This is a genomic window from Massilia sp. BHUDP2 (assembly GCF_046236355.1).
GTDB classification, from domain to species: domain Bacteria; phylum Pseudomonadota; class Gammaproteobacteria; order Burkholderiales; family Burkholderiaceae_D; genus Telluria; species Telluria varians.
On the sequence record NZ_JBJUVW010000002.1, the window covers coordinates 117,366 to 133,356 of the forward strand.

Sequence of the window (15,991 nt, forward strand, 5' to 3'; positions counted from 1 at the left end):
GGTTGCAGGACTGCCAACGATAGCAAACTTCCGGCTGACCCGCCGAAGCCGGCCCGTTTTTCCTTTTTTACCCGAACAGCTTGTTGGCGGTGCGGGCGATCAGCTCGCCCTGGTGGCGCGCGCCGCCCAGTTCGAGCTCGCTCGGCTGGCGCTGGCCCTGGCCGCCGGCGATGGTCGAGGCGCCATAAGGACTGCCGCCGACGATTTCGTCGAGCGTCATCTGGGCCGCGTAGCTGTACGGCAGGCCGACCACGATCATGCCGAAGTGCAGCAGGTTGGTGATGATCGAGAACTGGGTCGTTTCCTGGCCGCCGTGCTGGGTGGCGGTCGAGGTGAAGGCGCCGCCGACCTTGCCGTTCAGGGCGCCGCGCGCCCACAGGCCGCCGGTCTGGTCGAGGAAGGCCGCCATCTGCGAGGGCATGCGGCCGTAGCGGGTCGGCGCGCCGATGATGATGGCGTCGTAGTCGGGCAACTCGTTCACGGTCGCGATCGGGGCGTCCTGCTCCAGCTTGAAGTGGGCATTCTTCGCGATTTCTTCCGGCACCGTCTCGGGGACCCGCTTGACCGTCACGGTCGCGCCGGCCGCGCGCGCACCTTCGGCCACCGCATTGGCCATCTGCTCGATGTGGCCATAGGTCGAGTAATACAACACCAGGACTTTCGACATGCCTTCCTCCCTGTAGTGATCGTCAAAAGCCCTATTCTGCTGCGAACAGGATTTTTGCGGCACCCGCCAGAAGTTGGACGGCAGCCCCGGTCAGATCCAGTAGATGAAGGCGGCCAGCGCGACCACCAGGGCCACGCGGGTGATGTTGTAGACCGTCTTGTTCCAGGCCTTGAGGCGGCGGCGGTACTGGCCCATGTAGAAGGAGATGCGGAACAGCTTGCTCACCAGGCCGACCTGGTCGCCGGTCTCGTTGGGCGAGGCGGCGGCGGTCATCACGGTGCGGCCGAACCAGCGGTTGAAGGCGCCCATCCAGCGGTAGCGCATCGGGCGCTCGACGTCGCAGAACAGGATGATGCGGTCGCTCTCGCTGCCGTTGATGGCCCAGTGGATGTAGGTTTCGTCGAAGACCACGCCCTGGCCGTCGCGCCAGCTGTGGCGCTCGCCGTCGACTTCGATGAAGCAGCGGTCGTCGTTGGGCGTGGCCAGGCCCAGGTGGTAGCGCATCGAGCCGGCGAAGGGGTCGCGGTGCGGATTGAGCTTGCCGCCCGGCGGCAGCTCGGCGAACATCGCCGCCTTGACCGAGGGGATCGACTGCAGCAGCGCATAGGTCTGCGGGCACAGGCGCTCGGCCGACGGGTGGCTGGCGTCGTACCACTTCAGGTAGAAGCGCTTCCAGCCGTTCTTGAAGAAGGAATTGAAGCCGGCGTCGTCATTCTGCTCGGCGGCCTTGATCTTCTTGAGTGCCAGCAGGTTCTCGGCCTCGGCGCGGATGACGGGCCAGTTTTCCTGCAGGCGCGCCAGTTCCGGGAACTCGCTCACCGGGATGAAGGGCGTGCTCGGGACCCGCGAGAACTTGTGCATGAAGATGTTAATCGGCGCCATGAACGACGAATGGTCGAAGATCTGGCGGCGGAAAGGCAGGCGCACACGGCCACGGAAGTGGATGTGCAGGATCGACAGAACATAAAAACCGACCACGACCCATTTCATTGCGACCTCCGTCCTTGCTGGCTTACCTTGATGAGGGACGCAGGATATCACAACGGCCAGGCAGCCGTCGTCGGCCGGGTCGTAATTCTGGGAAACTATGGCACGCCGGCAACTCCATCCCGGAGCGCCGGCGTCATGGCGGTCCGGCAGGAGCCGGACCCGGGAGAAACGCTACTCAGTGCTGGACCGAGGTGATCGCATACCCTTTTTCGCTGATCTGGCCGGCCACGTTCTCGATGTCGTAGTCTTCCAGCTGGTCGGCGTCGTCCGCGACCTCGATGGCGCGAGCCTCGATTTCCCAGTCGGTGTTGGTCGCTTCTTCAGGGATATTGCGTGCTTCCGGCACTGCCAGGTAAGACAGTTTGCCGTCGGTTTCTGGTCGGCGGTAAATATCCAGGCGCATAGTCGTTTCCTCAAAGTCAAAGCCCGCTTTCCCGATGAAAGCGGGCACTTCCACAGTAGAAGATCGAAACGCTGTCGTCTGTTAATTGACCCACACTCAGCCGCTGGAAGCAGCCGCCAGGCTCAACGGCCCGGCGATGCCCCGAGAATGCGCGCCGGCAGCATCACGATGGCGCGCAGCAATTCGAACACGGCTTCGACCCCGATGCCGAGCAGCCGGAACGGCAGCAAGACGACCCATACCAGCGGGTACAGCACCAAGGCCAGCAGGGCAATGGGCCAGCACAGGAACAGCAGCAGCAACCATAGCAGGAAACCTAACATTGTTCTCGCTCCTTTGGTGAGTCATCGCTGCACCTAGCAGTTCTGACAAGACGGGAGAAGGATAAGTTGCTGCGCCGGGATGGACAATCGGTCTGCGACAGACGGGGCAAAAAGCGGGGTGAATGGAGGAAAATGGCGGGCAGGTGGCGGGCTGTGCCGGCCGGCTGCTCGCCGGCCGACGCCAGGGAAGGATCAGGCGAAGGCCGCCACCTGCTCCGTCACGCGCTGGTTTACCACCTGGGCCCTGAGCGAAGCCTGCAGCGAGGGAATCGACCCGCCCGCCCGGTACTGGAAGGCCACATGCACCAGGTCGCCCGCCTCCACCTTCACCGGCTGGGCCAGCGGCAAGCTCATGTAGTGGTTCAGCCAGTCGATGGTGGTCGATTTTTCCTGCACGATGGCCAGCACGTTCTTGGTGATGAAGCGCATGGCGTTCAGCAGGCCGCTTCGCTCTATGACGATGCCACCTTCCCAGGCGAACACATTGTCGACCGGCTGGTTGAAGTCGATCAGGCTGTACACGGCCGGCTGGCCCAGTTCGATGGTGCCCGGATAGACCACGCCGGTTTCCTGGAACTGCACGATCGGGGCATGAAAGCCTTCGAAGTCGTATTCCTGCTCGATCGGCTGGGCCGCCATGATCACCGCCTCGGGCAGGAACACCGGCAGCGGGCCGCCGAACCGGGCCAGGTAGCGACGCTTGAAGGATTCGATCACCTCGACCTGCTTTTCGCGCAGCATGGCGACGTGGATCATTTCGCAGATGACGACGTCGACCGGCTCGGGCGGCAGGTAGTCGAACGCGTCCGCATGGATCACCTCGACCTTGTGGCCGTTCGGGTTGAGCGCCAGGAACTTGCGCGCCTCGCGCACCATGTCGGGGTTGAACTCGACGCAATAGACTTTGGAGGCCTTCTGCGCCGCGAAGAAGGACAGCACACCGGTGCCGCCGCCCAGCTCCAGCACCTTAGCGCCCGGCTTGACCGCATAATGGATCGCGGACTTGAAGCTGTGCATCCGGTTCTGGTCCATCAGCATGTTGTGATGGTAGTGCACTGGAATGAACTGCCCCAGGTAGCAGCTTTCGATTTCGCGTTCGTTCAGCATGGTTGGCCCGTCTTCCTTCATGGTCATTGTCCGTGAAGGCATTATGGCCAAGGATGCACGCGCTCCATGCGCGGAGCTGCGGGGTGTTTACCGCTTAGTTCCCAATGGAAATGTAAATTGCTAGCGCTTGAAGCCGGAAATCGCGGCCGCGATGTCGGTCTGGCCGGCGCGTTCGCCAATCTGGGCTGCCGTCAGTCCCTCGGTGTTCTTCAACGCGGGATTGGCGCCCGCCTCCAGCAGCAGGCGCACCATGACCGGCTGGGCTTCGCGCGCCGCCATCATCAGGGGCGTGTAGGCGCCGCTCTCCTTTGGCGACAGCGCGTCCAGCTTCGCCTTGCGATCGATGAGCAGGCGCGCGATGTCCTCGGCGCCGCCGGCGGCGGCGTAGTGCAGCGGCGTCCAGCCGGCGCGGTTCACTTTGGCGCCCTTGGCCAGCAGGGCTTCGGCAGCGCGCCGGTTGTTCTTGAAGGCGGCCATCATCAGGGCCGTGTTGCCGTTCATCGCCTGGGCTTCCAGGTCGATGCCGGGCTGGAGCAGCAAGGCGTCGAACACGCGCATCGATCCCTCGCGTACCGCCAGCACCAGGGCCGGCTCGCCGCCGACCGGGTTGATCTCGTTGGGATTGACCAGCTTGCCGGCCATCTCCTTGACGGCGGACACGTTATCGACCTGCACCGCGCGGAAAAAGCTGGCGAGCTGCTGGGGCGTCGCGGCTTGTGCCGATCCTGCGGCCGTGCCGCCATGCAGTGCTGCTGCCAGCAGGCAGCTCGAGAGGATGGCGCGGCGGGTCCGGGTCATGTCAGGCCTTTGCAGTCTTGAACAGGTTGAAGAAGTTCTCGCTGGTCTGCGCCGCGACATCGCGCAGGGAGACCCCCTTGAGGTTGGCGATGAACTCGCCCACGTGGGCAACAAAGCCCGGCTCGTTCATCTTGCCGCGGTAGGGCACCGGCGCCAGGTAGGGCGAATCGGTCTCGATCAGCATGCGCTCGAGGGGCACGGCCCTGGCCACTTCCTGCAGTTCCTTGGCGCTTTTAAACGTGACGATGCCGGAAAACGAAATGTAGAAACCCTGCTCCATCGCCGCCTGGGCGACCGCCAAGGACTCGGTAAAGCAGTGCATGACGCCGGCCACGCCGCCAGCGTCGGTGCCGGCGCCCTCTTCCTTCATGATGCGGATGGTGTCGCTTGATGCCGCCCGGGTATGGATGATCAGCGGTTTACCGGTCTCGCGCGAGGCGCGGATATGGGTGCGGAAGCGCTCGCGCTGCCATTCGAGGTCGCCCTCGAGGCGGTAGTAGTCCAGGCCCGTTTCGCCGATGGCGACGATCTTCGGGTGATTGGCCAGCTCGACCAGCTGCTGCACCGTCGGTTCGGGCGTGTCTTCGTAGTCGGGATGGACACCGACCGAGGCAAAGATGTGCGGGTGCTGTTCGGCCAGGGCCAGCACCTGGGGAAAGTCCGGCAGGTCGACGGAGACGCACAGGGCGTGCGTCACCTTGTTCTCGGCCATCTTGGCCAGGATCTCGGGCATCCGGGCAGCCAGCTCCGGGAAATTGATATGGCAGTGGGAATCGATAAACATCCCGATATTGTACCCGGAGGGAGGTGAAATGCGGTCTCAGGCCACCCGCTTGCCCAGGATGATCAGGTCGCGCTCGATCCCGTCCAGATTGGCCACGCGCGGGAAATGCGCCCACTTCTCGAAGCCGTACTTGCCGAACAGGGCCAGGCTCGGCGCATTGTGGCCGAAGATGAAGCCCAGCAGCGTGTGCACGTCCACGTTCGGCGCGTGCGCCATCGCCAGCTCCAGGCAGTAGCGCCCGATCCCCTTGCCGCGCGCGCTTTCCGCGATGTAGATCGACACCTCGGCCGTGCCCGAATAGGCCGGGCGGCCATAGAAATTCGAGTAGGACAGCCAGCCCAGCACTTCCGGGTTCTCGGCCGTATCGTCGGCGGCGTGGATCACCCACAGCGGCCGGCGCTCGGGCGTATGATCGGCAAACCATTGTTCGCGCGACTGCACGGTGATGGGTTGGGTGTCGGCAGTGACTTCGCGCGAAGCGATGGTCGAATTGTAGATGTCGACGATGACGGGCAGGTCGTCGCGGGTGGCGAGGCGGTGGACGTAGGACGGCATGGAGGAAGACAATTAAGCGCAGCTGATCAAAAACCAGCAAGGATTAGAGAAACTGAATTAGAGCGTATGGGTGGCGCGCGCCGAGCGCAGCGCCGCGCCGAGGATTTCTTCGATGCGCAGCTTGGCGCGCTGCCCGGCTTCGTCCGCCGGGAAGTGCACGCCGATGCCCTGCGCCTTGTTGTTGTTCGCGCCCGCCGGGGTGATCCAGGCCACCTTGCCGGCGATCGGGTACTTGTTGGGGTCGTCCATCAGCGACAGGATCAGGTAGATCTCGTCGCCGATTCTATAGGGCTTGGTGGTCGGCACGAACATGCCGCCATTCTTCAGGAAGGGCATGTAGGCCGCATACAGCGCGGCCTTTTCCTTGATCGCCAGCGACAGCACGGACGGTCGCGGCGGCTGCGGGGCCGAGTTTGCCTGCTGCTCTGCGGGGTTGGCGTTCATCGGCTTCCTTTCATGCGCAGCACGAAGTGTACTCAAGCAACATATCTTCGACAAACAATTTTGCCGACAGCGGGTGGTCGGCGACGGCGCGGCGCTCGTTGGCTGCCTTGATTGCCCGGTTCAGGCTGCCAGTAGAGACCCTGCCGGCCAGGGCCGCAAGTTCGCGCTGGTAGCGCGGGTAGTAGCGACTCTTGCCCGACAATTTTACCGAGAACACATCATAGAGCCAGCGCTGCTGCCATGCCACCAGCGCCGGCAAGGACGCCTTCGCCAGCTTCTCGGCGGTGCGCAAGGCGCCATCGACGGCCGGGTTGGCCAGGAAATGCAGCAGCGCTTCCATCTCTTCGCGGCTGCCGGATTCGGCTTCAAGCAGCGCGGCCAGCGGTGCGCCGCCCTGCTCGCGCAGCCAGCTGTCGGCATCCTGCACGCCCTGTTCCTTGAGCCAGGCCAGTGCCTCCTCGTGCGAGGGCATCGGCAGCGCGAACTTGCGGCAGCGCGACAGGATGGTCGGCAACAGGCGGTCCAGGCTGTTCGAGGACAGCAGGAACACCGTGCCCGGGGGCGGCTCTTCCAGGGTTTTCAGGAGCGCGTTCGAGGCCGGCATGTTCAGGGTTTCCGCCGGGTACAGCACTACCACGCGCAGGCCTTGCCGGTGGGTGGAGATGTTCATGAAGTCGGCCAGGGCCCGGATCTGCTCGATCTTGATCTCTTTCGAGGGCGTCTTGCTCGACTTGGACTTGCCGGCCGGCTCGGCCGCTTCATCGCCTTCGGCAACCGGCTCATCTTCCAGCGCTTCCGGGCGCACCCGGCGGTAATCCGGGTGGTTGTTCTGCAGGAACCAGCCGCAGGAGGCGCAGCTGCCGCAGGCGTGGCCGTCCGGTCGCACGTTCTCGCACAGGAGGGCCTGCGCGAAACTTTCCATGAAGCCGGCCTTGCCGACGCCCGCCGGACCGTGGAACAGGATGGCATGCGGCAGGCGCTCGCGCATCTGCTGGAGGCGCGTCCACGCCGCTTGCTGCCAGGGGTACATCGTCACGACTACTTCTCCAATACTTCTGCCAGAATCCGACCCAGCTGCGCCTGGATGGCCGCGATCGTCTGCGTCGAATCGACCACCACGATGCGCTCCGGGAATTGCGCCGCGCGGCGCAGGTATTCCTTGCGGCACTTCTCAAAAAAATCCGCCTGCTCGCGTTCGAACTTGTCGAGCGTGCGGGTGGCGTCCAGGCGCTGGCGCGCCACCTCGAGGGGTACGTCGAACAGCAGGGTGAGATCCGGCTGCAGATCCGGGTGCACCCAGTGTTCCAGCGCTTCCAGCTTGGCGCGGTCCAGGCCGCGTCCGCCGCTCTGGTAGGCGAAGCTGGCGTCGGTGAAGCGGTCCGACAGCACCCAGTCGCCGCGTCCCAGCGCCGGTTCGATCACCCGGGCCATGTGCTCGCGACGGCTGGCGAACATCAGCAATGCCTCGGTTTCCAGGTGCATTTTCTCGTGCAGCAACAGGTCGCGCAGCTTCTCGCCCAGCGGCGTGCCGCCCGGCTCGCGCGAGGAGACCACGGTCTTGCCGCGCGCCGCCAGGAAGTCGGTCACGAAGCCGATGTGGGTCGACTTGCCGGCCCCGTCGATGCCTTCGAAGGTAATGAATTTTCCTGCCTTGTCCTGCTCCGTCATTGGTTGATCCGCCGCTGGTACTGGTTGACCGCCCGGTTATGGTCGTTCAGGTTGTCCGAGAACTGGCTGGTGCCGTCGCCGCGCGCCACGAAATACAGGGCCTCGGTCTTGGCCGGCGCCAGCGCCGCGTGCAGCGACTGGATGCCCGGCAAGGCGATCGGGGTCGGCGGCAGGCCGGCGCGCATGTAGGTATTGTAGGGGGTGTCGGTCTGCAGGTCCTTCTTGCGGATGTCGCCGACGTAGCGCTCGCCCATGCCGTAGATCACGGTCGGATCGGTCTGCAGCATCATGCCGGTGCGCAGGCGATTCACGAACACGCCGGCGATCATGTTGCGCTCGCTCTTTTGTCCGGTTTCCTTCTCGATGATCGAGGCCATGGTCAGGGCCTCGTAAGGCGTCTTGTACGGCAGGCTCGGGTCGCGTCCTTCCCAGGCGGCCTGCAGGTGCTTCATCATGGCCTGGTGGGCCTTCTTGTAGATCTCGAGTTCCGACGAGCCCTTGGCGAACAGGTAGGTGTCCGGGAAGAACAGGCCCTCGGGTGTCTTGTACTCGCTCGAGACCTTCTGCATCAGCTCTTCGTCCGACAGCTTGACGGTGTCGTGGCGCAGGCGCCCGTGGGCGGCGATGGCCGCGCGCATCTGGCGGAAGGTCCAGCCTTCGACGATGGTGATGGCTTCCTGCGCGAACTCGCCGCGCACCAGCTGGGTCAAGAGGCGGCGCGGCGAGGTATCCGGCTTGAGCTCGTAGCTGCCGGCCTTGATCCGGCCGGCCTCGCCGGTGACGCGCGCCAGGATGTTGAACAGCTGCGGATTGACCGGCACGCCGGCCTTGGCCATCTGCTGGGCGGCCGCACCCACGCCGCTGCCCGGGGCGATGCTGAATTCGACCGCTTTGCCGCCGGTGTCGAGCGGGCTCTTGGCCCAGTACGAGAAACCGGCGACCGCGGCCACCGACACGATGACGCCGGTGACCAGGAGTTTTTTGATGAATGCCATATGTTGTTGTTGTGGTTTTCGCCGCGGCTTGGACCCTGAGTTTGGCCGTCCCCGGCGCGATTTTGCCGACATCTTTATAATGAGCCCGTAATGATAAAGCTTATTTGCAAACAGAATTGCTAATACTAACTGGATTTATGCATAACTGGACAGATACCCTATCCTCGCTCGGCGCCCGCTTCCATATCGACGAAGCTTCGCAGGTGGAAGATTTCGGCCGCCCGCTGGCCGCCGGCGAGCTGGCCGACGGATTCGTGGCCCCGGTCACCGACCTCGGCATCATCGCCGCCGAAGGCCCTGATGCCCCCAGTTTCCTGCACAACCAGCTGACCAACGACGTCGAGCACCTCGGCCGCAACGAAGCCCGCCTGGCCGGCTACTGCACCCCCAAGGGCCGCCTGCAGGCGACCTTGCTGTACTGGCGCAGCCCCGGCGCCGAACCCGACACCGTCTACCTGCAGCTGCCGCGCGCCATCCAGCCGCCCCTGCAGAAGCGCCTGAGCATGTTCGTGCTGCGCGCCAAGGCCAAGCTGCGCGACGCCACCGGCGAAGCCCCGTTTGCCGCCGTGCTGGGCCTGGGCGGCGCCAAGGCCGAGAGCGCCCTGCGTCGCCACGTCGCGGAGCTGCCGGCCGCGCCCTACGGCAAGGTCGACGGCCCGTTCGGCACCGTGATCCGCCTGGCGGACGTGTTCGGCGCTCCGCGCTACCTGTGGCTGACCACGGCCGAAAGCGCGAGTTCCGCGCTGCCCGGCCTGGCCGGCGAGCTGGCCCTGGGCGGCAACCAGGCCTGGCAGCTGGCCGCGATCCACGCCGGCGTGCCGCAAATCACCCTGGCTACCCAGGAGCAGTTCGTGCCGCAGATGGTCAACCTCGAGCTGCTGGGCGGCGTGAACTTCAAGAAAGGCTGCTACCCGGGTCAGGAAATCGTCGCGCGCAGCCAGTATCTTGGCAAGCTCAAGCGACGCACGGCGCTGGCCACGGTGGCCAACCCGGCGGCGCGCGCCGGCGACGAAGTGTTTTCGATGGCGGACCCGGGCCAGCCCTGCGGCATGGTGGTGAACGCGGCCGCGAACGGCCTCGGCGGCGCCGACCTGCTGGTCGAGATGAAACTCGATGCGCTCGGCGAAGACGTGCGCCACGGCGCCGCAGGCGGCGCGGCCCTCGCCTTCCAGCACATGCCCTACCATCTCGACGCGCTCGAGCTCTAAGGCATGATCGACCTGTACGTCTACTACAAGGTACGCAGCGAGGACGCAGCCGAACTGGCGCCGCGCGTGCGTGCCATGCAGCTCGCGCTCGCGGGTGCCGGCAGCGGCGCGCTGCTGCAGCGCCGCCCGGAAGTGCGCGACGACGCACTAGAGACCTGGATGGAAGTCTATCCGGGCGTCGACGCGGCCTTCGGCACGCGCGTCGAACAGGCCGTCCTGGATGCCGGCCTCGCCGGCCTGATCCAGGGACCGCGCCGCTCCGAAGTATTCATTGACCTCCTACCGGGGACCTGACACATGTGCCTGATCGTCTTTGCCTGGCAGGTGCTGCCGGGCGTGCCCATCATCGCTTGCGCCAACCGCGACGAGTTCTACGACCGCCCGGCAACGAAGGCCGCGCCCTGGCCCGAGCATCCGCACGTGATCGCGGGCCGCGACCTGCAGGGCGGCGGCAGCTGGATGGGTGTGACAACGGATGGCCCGAACGGCCCGAAGTTCGCCGCCCTGACCAACATCCGCGGCCCCGCCGAACGGCGCGCCGATGCCCCTTCGCGCGGCGAGCTGGTGGCCGGTTTCCTGACCGGTTCGCAATCGGCGGCCGACTACCTGGACAGCATCATTGCGCGCGGCGACGTCTACAACGGCTACAACCTGGTGCTGGGCGACCGCGACACCTTGTACTGGTACTCGAACCGCGGGGGAGAAGACCCGCGCAACGGCCAGCCGCTCGAGCCGGGCCGCATCTACGGCATCTCGAACGGCCTGCTGGACGCGCCCTGGCCCAAGGTGCTGCGCACCAAGGCGCAGTTCGCCAGCCTGCTGTGCCAGGCGGCGCCGGAAGACGCCTATTTCGAGATGCTGGCCGATACCACCCGCGCGCCCGACCTGCGCCTGCCGGAAACCGGCATGCCGATCGAGGTCGAGCGCATGCTCTCGCCGGTGTGCATCGAGATGGAAGGCTACGGCACCCGCACCTCCACCGTGGTCAAGCTGTACCGCGAGGGCGAGCCGGAACTGCACGAACGCGTGGTGCAGCCGGACAGCGCGCCGGCTTGAGCGTGTCGAACGCGCCGCCCGCGCCCGGCACGGGCGGCGCGCGTGAATGAATCGCGCGCCTAGCTAGCGCCGCCCGGCGATGCCGGCCTTCAGCATCTCGGTGATCTGCGGCGTCGCCGCATACGGATCCGCCGGCTCCTTCCCCTGTACCATCGCCTCGAAGCGCTCCACCGCCGCCCCCAGCGTCTGCGGGTGCGAATAGATGTAGAAGCGCTCCTCGCGGATGCCTTCGAAGGTGAGGCGCGCCACGTCCGCCGCCGTCAGCTTGCCCGACTCGACCGCCTTCTCGGTCAGCATCTGCGCCGCCATCTGGCTGGCCGTGCTGCGTTCATGGCTGGCCATCTCGATCGGCCGGTTGCGCTCGGAATGCGCGATCCCGGTCGGCACGAAGTAGGGGCACAGCACCGAGGCCTTGACCGGCGCATCGACCAGCTTCAGGTCGTGGTGCAGGGTTTCGGTGAGGGCCACCACGGCGTGCTTGGAGACGTTGTAGATGCCCATCGCGGGCGGCGTGAGCAGCCCCGCCATCGAGGCCGTGTTCACGATATGGCCTTCGAAACCGGGGTCGCGCCGGGCGCATTCGAGCATCACCCGGGTGAACACGCGCACGCCGTGGACCACGCCCATCAGGTTCACGCCGAGCACCCACTCCCAGTCCTGCTCCGAGTTTTCCCAGACCAGGCCGCCGCAGCCGACGCCGGCGTTGTTGAAGACCAGGTGCACGTGGTGAAAGCGCGCGATCGCCGCGTCGGCCAGTTCCTGCACGTGCGAGGCCTTGCTGACGTCGCACACCATCGACAGCACCTCGGCGCCCGCAGCCAGCAGCTCCTCGGTCGCGTGCTCGAGCGCCTTGGGCTGGACGTCGGCCAGCACCAGCTTCATGCCCAGGCCAGCCGCGGTGCTGGCGAACTCGCGCCCCAGGCCGCTGGCGGCGCCGGTGATGACGGCAACCTTGCCGCGAAAGTCCTTCATGTTCCCTCCCCGTTGTTGATCAGACCGCGGACACGCCTCCGTCGACGGCCAGCGTCTGTCCCGTGATGTGCTTGCCGGCATCGGACGCAAACAGCACCACCGCGCCCTTCAGGTCCTCGTCGTCGCCGAGGCGCATCAAGGGCGCATCCTTGGCCAGGTTCTCGGCGCCGAACGCGGCCAGCACGCCCTTGGTCATCTTCGACGGGAAGAAGCCCGGCGCGATCGAGTTCACGGTAATACCATAGCGGCCCCATTCGCCGGCCAGCGCACGGGTGAAATTCACGACCGCGCCCTTGGAGGTGTTGTAGGCGATGGTCTGCATGGTGCCCGGCGGATTGCCGGCCAGGCCGGCGATCGACGAGATACTGATGATACGTCCGTAGCGGCGCGGGATCATGGACAGCTTGCCGACCGCCTGGGTCACCAGGAAGATGCTGCGCACGTTCAGGTCCATCACCTTGTCCCAGGCCTCGAGCGGATAGTCCTCGGCCGGGGCGCCCCAGCTGGCGCCGGCATTGTTGACCAGGATGTCGACATGGCCGAGGCGCGCGATGGCGGCCTGCACGAAGCGCTGGGCCTCGGCCTCGCTTGACAGGTCGGCGGCGATCGCGCTGGCGTCGATGCCGCGGCTCGTCAGGTGGGCGACGGCCTCGTCGAGCTCCTCCTGCTTGCGCGCGGAGATGAGGACGCGGGCGCCCTGCTCGCCGAGGGCTTCGGCCATCTGCAGGCCGAGGCCACGCGAGCCGCCGGTGACGATGGCGGTCTTGTTCTGGAGGGAGAAGAGTTCCTGGGTGGTGCGCATATGCTGCCTCCGATCAGATCTCGTAATCCATGCACTGCCTGCCTTCGCGCACCGCCCCGATGAAGGGCACCACCGCCTTGTGCGTCGGGTGCTCGATGTAGGCCTCCAGCGCCGCCTTGTCCGCGAATTCGGAGTACAGCACCACGTCGTAGGTCGCTTCCAGGCCCGGCTGCGCCAGCACCACCTCGAACTTCAGCTGGCCCGGCACGATGTTGGCGCACTCGTCCAACCGGCGCTTCATCTCGCGCGCGTTGCTCAGCTTGTCCGCGCCTTCGGCTTCATCCTTCAACTTCCACATCACGATATGTTTGAGCATTCTGTCATTCCTTGTTTGGGGGTGATCGAGGATAGCATGATAAGTACGGTCGTTCGTAAATATTTTGGCAAGTCACATTGCGCGCCGCATCAAGCCCATTCCCCAGAGTGTAAACACAAGAATCACTGTCGAGTTGCTGCAATTGCACAGCTCGGCTGTAAGCTCCGTGTAAGTTTGGAGTAATTATCGTGTAAGGAAACCGGCACAAACTCCGCGACAGCTGACAAACAATCAGCATTTCCGGTGACACTAAAACCTATACGGAGACACACATGGCAATCACACCCGGCATGACCGCCGGAGGGAAAGCTGCACCTTCCTCCGCCGGGATCACCAAGGAAGAACGGAAAGTCATTTTCGCTTCTTCCCTCGGCACAGTATTCGAATGGTACGACTTCTACCTGTACGGTTCGCTCGCTACCATCATCGCCAAGCAGTTCTTCATCGGCGACCCCACCACCACCTTCATCTTCGCCCTGATGGCCTTCGCGGCCGGCTTCATCGTGCGCCCCTTCGGCGCGCTGGTGTTCGGCCGGCTGGGCGACATGATCGGCCGCAAGTACACCTTCCTGGTGACGATCCTGATCATGGGCGCCTCGACCTTCCTGGTCGGCCTCCTGCCGAGCCATGCCAGCATCGGCATCGCGGCGCCGATCATCCTGGTCACGCTGCGCATCCTGCAGGGCCTGGCGCTCGGCGGCGAGTACGGCGGCGCCGCCACCTACGTGGCCGAACATGCACCGCACGGCAAGCGCGGGCTGTTCACGGCCTATATCCAGACCACCGCGACGATCGGCCTGTTCCTGTCGCTGATCGTCATTTTGACTACCCGTACCGCCATGGGCGAGGAAGAGTTCCAGGCCTGGGGCTGGCGCATCCCCTTCCTGATCTCGGTCGTCCTGCTCGGCATCTCGGTGTGGATCCGCCTGTCGATGAACGAGTCGCCGGCCTTCGCCAAGATGAAAGCCGAAGGCAAGACCTCGAAGGCCCCGCTGTCGGAAGCCTTCCTGAAGCCGAAGAACGCCAAGGTCGCCTTCCTGGCCCTGGCCGGCCTGACCATGGGCCAGGCCGTGGTCTGGTACACCGGCCAGTTCTACGCCCTGTTCTTCCTGACCAAGACCCTGAAGATCGACGAGCCGACCGCGAACATCCTGATCATGATCGCCCTGGCCCTGGCCACGCCCTTCTTCATCTTCTTCGGCGCGCTGTCGGACAAGATCGGCCGCAAGTGGATCATCCTGGGTGGCTGCGTCATCGCCGCCGCCACCTACTTCCCGATCTTCAAGGCGATCACCCACTACGGCAACCCGGCCCTGGAACGCGCGATCCAGACCGCACCGGTCGTGGTCGTCGCCGACCCGGCCACCTGCCACTTCCAGGTCGACCCGACCGGCACCAAGAAATTCCCGTCCTCGTGCGACATCGCGACCCGCATGCTGACCGCCGCCTCGGTGAGCTACAACATCCAGGAAGCGCCAGCCGGCACCGTGGCCTCGGTCAAGGTCGGCGACACCACCTTCCAGTCCTTCAATGCCGTCATGACGCCGGATAACCTGAACTTCGACGCCGCCTCGAAAGCCCAGGAAGACGCGCTCAAGAAGCAGGTGACCGGCGCGCTGAAGAGCGCCGGCTATCCGGACAAGGCCGACCCGGCAGCCATGAACAAGCCGATGCTGGTGCTGCTGCTGTTCATCCTGGTGCTGTACGTGACCATGGTGTACGGCCCGATCGCGGCGATGCTGGTGGAGATGTTCCCGACCCGCATCCGCTACACCTCGATGTCCCTGCCCTACCACATCGGCAACGGCTGGTTCGGCGGCATGCTGCCGACCGTGACCTTCGCCCTGGTGGCCTTCAAGGGCGACATCTACTACGGCCTGTGGTATCCGATCATCATCGCGCTGGCGACCGTCGTGATCGGCGGCCTGTTCATCCGCGAGACCAAGGATAACGACATCTACGCGCACGACTGAGAAAGTAAGCGTCGAACGACAAATGCCGCTGGAGACAGCGGCATTTTATTTGACCGGTGCGGGCCGCCTAGCGCTTGGCCGGATCGAGCAGCTTGCTCTTTGGCGCGATCAGCACGATCGCCAGCCAGCCGAGAAAGCCCAGGACGCGCCAGATCGTACCGAAGCACAGGAAATGCACCAGCCACTGCGCCCAGTTTTCCGGCGAGCCGATTCCCGCCGCATGCAGCAGGGGCAAAGTCAGCAGCGCGCTCAGGAAAGCCAGGACCGCCGCGAACCACCAGCTGCGCCCCAGGATCGTCGTCATCACATCGGTCATCCTCATCTCCATCCGCTCGAAACGGCAACGATGTTAACACCCTGGCCGGCGGATAAACTCACCAATCCTCACCATCAATCCTCGCGCAGCTCGACGCCCGCCAGCTTCCAGCTCCACAGCCCGTGCCGGTCCAGCACGAAGGCCACGCCGCCGCCGTCGGCCCGCTCGACCAGCACCTGGTTCCAGCTGCGGTAGGAGACGTCGTAGTTGAGCTTTTCGCGTGGTGCTTCGCCGGCCGGCTGGGGCGGCGCCTCCGGCCTGGGCTGGACGCGGATGTCGCCGGCCTCCAGCATGGCCGCTACGCCCTCCGGCGAGACCGCGGCATCGACGACCGGGTCGATCACCGCCAGCGCCATCCGCCTCCCGAAGTCCGCGAATGGATTGGAACGCGACTCTGCCAATGCTCCTTGCGAGCCCAGCCGGCGCATGACCTGGACCTTGACGCTCTCGCGCAGCTTCGGGAAGTCGACGTAGTGCGACAGGGCCTGGGCGTCGCGTGCCTCGACGGCGGCGCGCACCTGGTACAGCTGCCAGTGCGGACTGGCCCAGGTGCCCAGGGCAAGCGCGGCGGCGACGGCTGCCGCCACGATCGGCAGTGCTTTCTTCTGCATGCC

General features: G+C 65.2%; 21 protein-coding genes. 4 read left to right on the plus strand and 17 right to left on the minus strand.

All coding sequences use genetic code 11. The features are described from left to right. Positions 1 to 67: 67 nt before the first annotated feature. The 12 genes from wrbA to mltG form a co-directional block, all read right to left on the minus strand. On the minus strand, positions 68 to 667 hold the full coding sequence (wrbA, locus tag ACK6C6_RS11275; RefSeq protein ID WP_409267406.1) for an NAD(P)H:quinone oxidoreductase: 600 nt from the start codon (positions 665 to 667) through the stop codon (positions 68 to 70). Between the two features lie 90 nt (positions 668 to 757). After that, positions 758 to 1,657, minus strand: coding sequence for a lipid A hydroxylase LpxO (gene lpxO / locus ACK6C6_RS11280; protein ID WP_209586702.1), 900 nt, complete (start codon positions 1,655 to 1,657; stop codon positions 758 to 760). 175 nt (positions 1,658 to 1,832) lie between these two features. Then, positions 1,833 to 2,060, minus strand: coding sequence for a DUF6139 family protein (locus ACK6C6_RS11285; protein WP_036206234.1), 228 nt, complete (start codon positions 2,058 to 2,060; stop codon positions 1,833 to 1,835). 122 nt (positions 2,061 to 2,182) lie between these two features. Further along, positions 2,183 to 2,383: a hypothetical protein gene (locus ACK6C6_RS11290; RefSeq protein WP_409267407.1), complete on the minus strand. Its 201-nt coding sequence runs from the start codon at positions 2,381 to 2,383 to the stop codon at positions 2,183 to 2,185. A gap of 192 nt (positions 2,384 to 2,575) precedes the next feature. Next, complete coding sequence (locus tag ACK6C6_RS11295) at positions 2,576 to 3,490, minus strand: methyltransferase domain-containing protein (RefSeq protein WP_409267408.1); 915 nt, start codon at positions 3,488 to 3,490, stop codon at positions 2,576 to 2,578. Positions 3,491 to 3,610: 120 nt separating this feature from the next. After that, positions 3,611 to 4,288, minus strand: a complete 678-nt coding sequence (locus ACK6C6_RS11300) for an ankyrin repeat domain-containing protein (RefSeq protein WP_409267409.1) — start codon at positions 4,286 to 4,288, stop codon at positions 3,611 to 3,613. A gap of 1 nt (position 4,289) precedes the next feature. Further along, complete coding sequence (locus ACK6C6_RS11305) at positions 4,290 to 5,072, minus strand: TatD family hydrolase (protein ID WP_409267410.1); 783 nt, start codon at positions 5,070 to 5,072, stop codon at positions 4,290 to 4,292. 36 nt (positions 5,073 to 5,108) lie between these two features. Beyond that, entirely contained in the window at positions 5,109 to 5,627 is a 519-nt protein-coding gene (locus tag ACK6C6_RS11310) for a GNAT family N-acetyltransferase (protein ID WP_409268263.1), read from the minus strand. Between the two features lie 57 nt (positions 5,628 to 5,684). After that, complete coding sequence (locus ACK6C6_RS11315) at positions 5,685 to 6,071, minus strand: PilZ domain-containing protein (protein WP_409267411.1); 387 nt, start codon at positions 6,069 to 6,071, stop codon at positions 5,685 to 5,687. A gap of 10 nt (positions 6,072 to 6,081) precedes the next feature. After that, the gene (locus ACK6C6_RS11320) at positions 6,082 to 7,101 is read right to left on the minus strand and encodes a DNA polymerase III subunit delta' (RefSeq protein WP_409268264.1); all 1,020 of its coding nucleotides are present in this window, start codon (positions 7,099 to 7,101) and stop codon (positions 6,082 to 6,084) included. Between the two features lie 8 nt (positions 7,102 to 7,109). After that, positions 7,110 to 7,739, minus strand: coding sequence for a dTMP kinase (tmk, locus tag ACK6C6_RS11325; protein ID WP_409267412.1), 630 nt, complete (start codon positions 7,737 to 7,739; stop codon positions 7,110 to 7,112). Beyond that, positions 7,736 to 8,734 carry an endolytic transglycosylase MltG gene (gene mltG, locus ACK6C6_RS11330; RefSeq protein WP_409267413.1) on the minus strand — a complete coding sequence of 333 codons (999 nt, stop codon included), beginning with the start codon at positions 8,732 to 8,734 and terminating at the stop codon, positions 7,736 to 7,738. The genes tmk and mltG overlap by 4 nt, the downstream gene beginning before the upstream one ends. 137 nt (positions 8,735 to 8,871) lie before the next feature. Here mltG and ACK6C6_RS11335 point away from each other — a divergent pair, with 137 nt between their 5' ends. The 3 genes from ACK6C6_RS11335 to ACK6C6_RS11345 are packed head-to-tail and all read left to right on the plus strand — an operon-like array spanning position 8,872 to position 10,998. Beyond that, complete coding sequence (locus ACK6C6_RS11335; protein WP_409267414.1) at positions 8,872 to 9,942, plus strand: YgfZ/GcvT domain-containing protein; 1,071 nt, start codon at positions 8,872 to 8,874, stop codon at positions 9,940 to 9,942. Between the two features lie 3 nt (positions 9,943 to 9,945). After that, positions 9,946 to 10,236 (plus strand): DUF4936 family protein, encoded by a 291-nt coding sequence (locus ACK6C6_RS11340; protein ID WP_409267415.1) that lies wholly within the window; start codon positions 9,946 to 9,948, stop codon positions 10,234 to 10,236. A gap of 3 nt (positions 10,237 to 10,239) precedes the next feature. Beyond that, positions 10,240 to 10,998 (plus strand): NRDE family protein, encoded by a 759-nt coding sequence (locus ACK6C6_RS11345; protein WP_409267416.1) that lies wholly within the window; start codon positions 10,240 to 10,242, stop codon positions 10,996 to 10,998. A 63-nt stretch (positions 10,999 to 11,061) separates the two neighbouring features. Here ACK6C6_RS11345 and ACK6C6_RS11350 read toward each other — a convergent pair whose 3' ends face one another. Genes ACK6C6_RS11350 through ACK6C6_RS11360 form a run of 3 tightly spaced genes read right to left on the minus strand, consistent with a single transcriptional unit; the run spans position 11,062 to position 13,088 of the window. Then, the gene (locus tag ACK6C6_RS11350) at positions 11,062 to 11,970 is read right to left on the minus strand and encodes an SDR family oxidoreductase (protein ID WP_409267417.1); all 909 of its coding nucleotides are present in this window, start codon (positions 11,968 to 11,970) and stop codon (positions 11,062 to 11,064) included. A gap of 19 nt (positions 11,971 to 11,989) precedes the next feature. After that, the gene (locus ACK6C6_RS11355) at positions 11,990 to 12,772 is read right to left on the minus strand and encodes an SDR family oxidoreductase (RefSeq protein ID WP_409267418.1); all 783 of its coding nucleotides are present in this window, start codon (positions 12,770 to 12,772) and stop codon (positions 11,990 to 11,992) included. Positions 12,773 to 12,785: 13 nt separating this feature from the next. Then, positions 12,786 to 13,088, minus strand: coding sequence for a Dabb family protein (locus ACK6C6_RS11360; RefSeq protein WP_409267419.1), 303 nt, complete (start codon positions 13,086 to 13,088; stop codon positions 12,786 to 12,788). A gap of 272 nt (positions 13,089 to 13,360) precedes the next feature. On the opposite strand from ACK6C6_RS11360, the gene ACK6C6_RS11365 reads away from it, so the two are divergent. Further along, positions 13,361 to 15,061, plus strand: a complete 1,701-nt coding sequence (locus ACK6C6_RS11365; protein ID WP_409267420.1) for an MFS transporter — start codon at positions 13,361 to 13,363, stop codon at positions 15,059 to 15,061. Positions 15,062 to 15,128: 67 nt separating this feature from the next. Here the strand turns inward: ACK6C6_RS11365 and ACK6C6_RS11370 are convergent, their stop codons facing one another. Together ACK6C6_RS11370 and ACK6C6_RS11375 are read right to left on the minus strand one after the other, a co-directional pair. Further along, positions 15,129 to 15,377 carry a hypothetical protein gene (locus tag ACK6C6_RS11370; protein ID WP_409267421.1) on the minus strand — a complete coding sequence of 83 codons (249 nt, stop codon included), beginning with the start codon at positions 15,375 to 15,377 and terminating at the stop codon, positions 15,129 to 15,131. A gap of 74 nt (positions 15,378 to 15,451) precedes the next feature. Next, positions 15,452 to 15,988: a DUF2939 domain-containing protein gene (locus ACK6C6_RS11375; RefSeq protein ID WP_409267422.1), complete on the minus strand. Its 537-nt coding sequence runs from the start codon at positions 15,986 to 15,988 to the stop codon at positions 15,452 to 15,454. Between the last annotated feature and the right edge of the window lie 3 nt (positions 15,989 to 15,991).